We start from the raw sequence: 4,459 nt of genomic DNA on the forward strand, positions 1-4,459 counted from the left end.
AAACTAAAGGAATAGGATGCGTATTTGTTCGAACCGGAAAAGGCATCTCATAGAATTGATGGGTTGAAACCCGGCGAAGGAACAGACCCCGATGATGGGAAAGACCTGACAGATCAGCAGGTTTTTGAACAGGCATTGAATATGTAAAAGGAGAGTGACAGAACATGGCAATTAATACCTTGGAAATGACTAAAATTTTTCAGCAGGCACTGGATAAACAGATGCTTGTCGGTGCTACATCTGGCTGGATGGAAACGAATGCAGCCAATGTCAAGTATAATGGCGGCGATACGGTTAAGATGCCGACGATTGAAGTGCAGGGCCTGGCGAACTATGACCGCGATAAAGGATTCAATCAGGGCGCCGTTACGCTGAGATATACGGATTACAAACTGACCCAGGACCGGGGCCGTACCTTCCACCTGGATTCTATGGATGTAGACGAATCGAACTTCGTGGCTTCTGCCGGCAACGTAATGGGCGAATTCCAGCGCACGCAGGTTATTCCGGAAGTGGATGCGTACCGCTACAGCAAAATTTATTCGCTGGCAAACGGGGCAAGCCGTGTAACCGCGTCCTTTACGCCGTCGGCGACTACGATTCTGGCACAACTGGATAAGGAAATCACAACGATTCAGGATGCCATTGGCGATGCAGAAAGCCTCGTTATTATCATGTCTACACCGGTACGCACCATTTTGAATACTGTCAAGGATATTGAAAAGCACCTGGACGTAACGAATTTCAAGGCCGGCGCTATCAACACTCAAGTCCGCACGTACAATGAAATCCCTATTCTGGGTGTTCCCAGTGCCCGCATGAAATCGAAATATACCTTCAACGACGGCACGACAGAAGGACAAACGGCCGGCGGTTTTGTGGCGGCTGCTGATGCCGTCGATATTAACTGGATTATTACGTCGCGCCGTGCGCCGATCGCCATCTCTAAGACGGATAAGGTTCGTATTTTTGAACCGAATGTCAATCAGAATGCCGACGCCTGGAAACTGGATTATCGTAAGTTCCATGACCTGTGGATTCCGACAAGCCGCTTGGCGTCCGTATGGGTTAATACGGCGGGGGAGTAGTGCCGGCAACCAACAATATCGTCGGCTCAGCCGTCGTTGGTTCGGCAATTGTAGGATAGAAAGGAGTGGATAGAATGGCATATACAAAAAAGGTATGGAAACCCGGCGACGTGATTGATGCTGGTTCGTTGAATCACCAGGAAGACGGCATTGCAGCCGCCAACAATCTGCATAGTGGCAGCCGGATTTTTCTGGCGAATATTGACGTAGAAAGCAATGCAGACGTAAACAAAACGGATTTGACAATCCCCGACGGCATAACCCCGGATGTCGATGACCTTGTTTTTGATGCGAATGGAGATACGTACTATATCACAGCTGTTGCAGATACGACCGTGCATGTGGGACAGGCTACCGCTGTCCATCTGAAAGGGCCTAAAGGCGACGCTGGTGCAGCCGGCCCCGCTGGCCCTGCTGGTAAAACTGGCGCTGCCGGTGCTGCTGGCCCTAAAGGTGACAAGGGTGACAAGGGTGACAAGGGTGACACTGGAGCAGCTGGGGCCGCAGGCGCAGCAGGGGCAAAAGGTGCCGGCGTCAAATCTCTTACCCTTACGATTAACGGCACGGCTATTACTGGCACGTGTACACTCACAGATAACAGTACGGTCGCCGTTACGGGTACATATACCCCGGCTTCTGGTTCGTAAAGCAGGGAGTGAAACGCCTATGGCAGACTCATTGAGCAACGTTAAAATGCTGATTCAAGCAGCTACGGGGTATGAAGTGCAGATTGCCGATGACGCCCTGCTGAACTGCCTGCTGCAGGCAGAACAACAAGCCATCGTAGACGACTGCAATCTGGATGCACTGCCGGCAGAACTGGAACCCGTCGTCGAAGAACGGACGGCCGGGAAATTTCTGCAGCTGAAAAAAAGCGCTGTCTTGAATGAAGACGACGCCTCTGTTGTAACACGCATCGAAGAAGGCGATACGACAGTTCAATTTGAAGGCACGTCGGCAGAATCCCGCCTGGACAGCTTGATTTCGTCATGGTTAAGGGAGCGTGATCTGGCATGTTACCGAAGACTTCGCTGGTAAGGAAAGCACTGGAACGGCTCTACGATGGGCAGGCAACTGTCTGGGTGTATCAGGATGGGGCTCCTGATGAATCCGGCATCGTGTCCCCGGAGCCGCAAAAGACAGGGCCATATCCCTGCCGCGTATCATATAAAACCACAGCTCCGGCTGAGCAGGGCGATAGATTGGCGTCTTTTGACCAGTCTATTACCTTGTTCCTGTCTCCGGATATTATTATTGCTGTCGGTTCTGATATCGATGTTGAACAGCGGGGCCGGACACTGCAGTTTACGGCAGCTGGCGTTCCTGCTGTTTATGACAGCCATCAGGAAATACCGCTCCTGCACAGAGGCAAATATGATGGCTAATGTAGACGTATCCTTTGCCGGGATGGAAGACCTGCGCCGGCAAATTGAACGGCTGAATGATTCGAAGGAGAAGCGGGCCTGTATGGAAGAGTGCGCCGATTCTCTGGCGCAGGTGTATCTGGCAGAAGCGATTAAAAATACCCCTGTTGGCGGGGCCAGAGAGTTTGAAGTGGCCGAGAAGGCTTATTCCCATATTCGGGCTGTGGAAGTCGGGGCCAAGGAAGCAGCGGCGGCTAAGAGGCGCACTGCGCGCAATTTCCATGCTGTCAAACGAATAAAGAGACGTCGTAAAAGGGGAAATCAGTACCTTGTGATTACGGCATCTGAACACATGCGTCGTAGCTGGGACGCCGAGGCGATGCAGAAAAAAGGGCAAACCTATTCTGTCAAGGTGTTCAACACGGCATCTTATGCCAGCTACGTCAACGACGGGCATCGCCAACGGCCTGGCCGATTCGTGCCGGCTATTGGCAAGCGCCTGGTACGGTCCTGGGTACCAGGGCAGCATATGGCTGAGAAAGCGGAGAAAAAGACACGCCGTGTATCTAAACGGTTGTTATCGCAGATTATTACGGCGTACCTGGAAAGGAGGCTGCTGTAATGGATGATGTCAAATGCATTGTTGAAGGGATAGCGGCTGTGTTATCGCAGCAAACAGGCTATGTTGTGTATACAGACTATCATAAACAGCATGCCCAGTTTCCCTGCTTTTATATCGATCTTATTGATGCTTCTCAGGAACAGGAGCTGGGAAATCGATACTGGCGGGAGTACGCTTTTGACATTATGTTGTTTCTGGATAAAAACGGCGAAATCCATGACCGGCGTCGTCTTATGGCCATGGCGGATACGGCATTTATGATGCTGGAATACATTGCCATAGAGGGCGATCGAAAGCTGCGGGGCACAGATATGAACTATCGTATTACCGATAATGTGCTGCATGTTTTTGTCTCATATAACACGCATATCCTGAAAGAAGCGGATGCGCTGCCGGTTATGCAGACACTGCATACAGAAGGAGGGATTATACATGAGTGAGGAAGTAACAGCAACGACAGCGGCGAAGTTTGATGCCGTGGCTGTTGTGAAGTCAAAGAAGTACAGGCGGTATGCTGATTTGCTGTGCTGCGAATTAGACGAGCATACACAGTATACCTATGCTGAAATTGATACGATTATTCACGGGGCGCTGGCACGCCCTGTTGTACGGACCGTAAATCCGTAACGAAGGGAGACGATAATATGGCTTTAGGAGGCGGCATCTGGTTGTTCCAGAATAAGAAATTACCAGGTACGTATATTAATTTTGTCAGTAAAGAACGGGCGTCGGTAACGATTGCAGACCGCGGCTATGGCACGATGGCCCTTGAATTGGACTGGGGCCCGACAGGGAAGGTTTTCCGCGTAGATGCAGACACGTTTCAGACCGACTGCCAGAAAATTTTTGGCTATGACTATGGGCATGTCAGCATGAAAGGACTGCGGGATCTGTTCATGAATTTAAAGACCGGCTATTTTTACCGGCTGAATGGCGATGGGGAAAAAGCCAAAAACGATATCGCCGAAGCCGTCTATCCTGGCGTTCGCGGCAATGATATTTCCGTTGCGATTCAGGCAGATGTGGATCATGCCGATAAATTCGTCGTTACGACTTATTTAAATACCGATGGCGTAATAAAGGCCGTAGATACGCAGGATAATGTGGCCACCGGCGAGGAGCTGACAGCCAATGCCTATGTGAAATTTATCAAGAAAGGCGACCTGGAAGCTGTGGCGTCTACGCCCCTTGCCGGCGGGACTAATGGCACCGCCGTTACAACGGCGAACTATCAGTCCTATATTGAACTGATTGAGCCCTATTATTTTAACTGCCTGGGATACGCGGGAACCGATGCGGCGATTCAGTCGCTGCTGATCAGCTTCGTCAAACGCTGCCGGGAAGACTCGGGGGCAAAATTCCAGGTTATTTTATACGGCAAGGAA

General features: G+C 50.8%; 8 protein-coding genes. All 8 read left to right on the forward strand.

Features of this window, described 5'->3' with window-relative positions:
• Positions 1–164 precede the first annotated feature (164 nt).
• A complete protein-coding gene (locus Q3886_RS08610) occupies positions 165–1,088 on the forward strand; it encodes a hypothetical protein (protein WP_301860975.1) in 924 nt (307 codons plus the stop codon).
• Positions 1,089–1,162: 74 nt separating this feature from the next.
• Positions 1,163–1,735 carry a hypothetical protein gene (locus tag Q3886_RS08615; protein WP_301860976.1) on the forward strand — a complete coding sequence of 191 codons (573 nt, stop codon included), beginning with the start codon at positions 1,163–1,165 and terminating at the stop codon, positions 1,733–1,735.
• Positions 1,736–1,754: 19 nt separating this feature from the next.
• Positions 1,755–2,126, forward strand: a complete 372-nt coding sequence (locus Q3886_RS08620) for a hypothetical protein (RefSeq protein WP_301860978.1) — start codon at positions 1,755–1,757, stop codon at positions 2,124–2,126.
• The gene (locus Q3886_RS08625; protein WP_301860979.1) at positions 2,102–2,473 is read left to right on the forward strand and encodes a hypothetical protein; all 372 of its coding nucleotides are present in this window, start codon (positions 2,102–2,104) and stop codon (positions 2,471–2,473) included. Before Q3886_RS08620 ends, Q3886_RS08625 begins: the two co-directional genes overlap by 25 nt.
• Positions 2,463–3,074: an HK97 gp10 family phage protein gene (locus tag Q3886_RS08630; RefSeq protein ID WP_301860981.1), complete on the forward strand. Its 612-nt coding sequence runs from the start codon at positions 2,463–2,465 to the stop codon at positions 3,072–3,074. The genes Q3886_RS08625 and Q3886_RS08630 overlap by 11 nt, the downstream gene beginning before the upstream one ends.
• Entirely contained in the window at positions 3,074–3,514 is a 441-nt protein-coding gene (locus Q3886_RS08635) for a DUF6838 family protein (protein ID WP_301860982.1), read from the forward strand. Before Q3886_RS08630 ends, Q3886_RS08635 begins: the two co-directional genes overlap by 1 nt.
• Entirely contained in the window at positions 3,507–3,701 is a 195-nt protein-coding gene (locus Q3886_RS08640; RefSeq protein WP_301860983.1) for a hypothetical protein, read from the forward strand. The genes Q3886_RS08635 and Q3886_RS08640 overlap by 8 nt, the downstream gene beginning before the upstream one ends.
• Before the next feature lie 17 nt (positions 3,702–3,718).
• A partial coding sequence (locus Q3886_RS08645; protein WP_301860984.1) for a phage tail sheath N-terminal beta-sandwich domain-containing protein occupies positions 3,719–4,459 on the forward strand: 741 nt, incomplete at its 3' end.

This window comes from uncultured Megasphaera sp., from assembly GCF_958350005.1.
Taxonomy (GTDB): domain Bacteria; phylum Bacillota; class Negativicutes; order Veillonellales; family Megasphaeraceae; genus Megasphaera.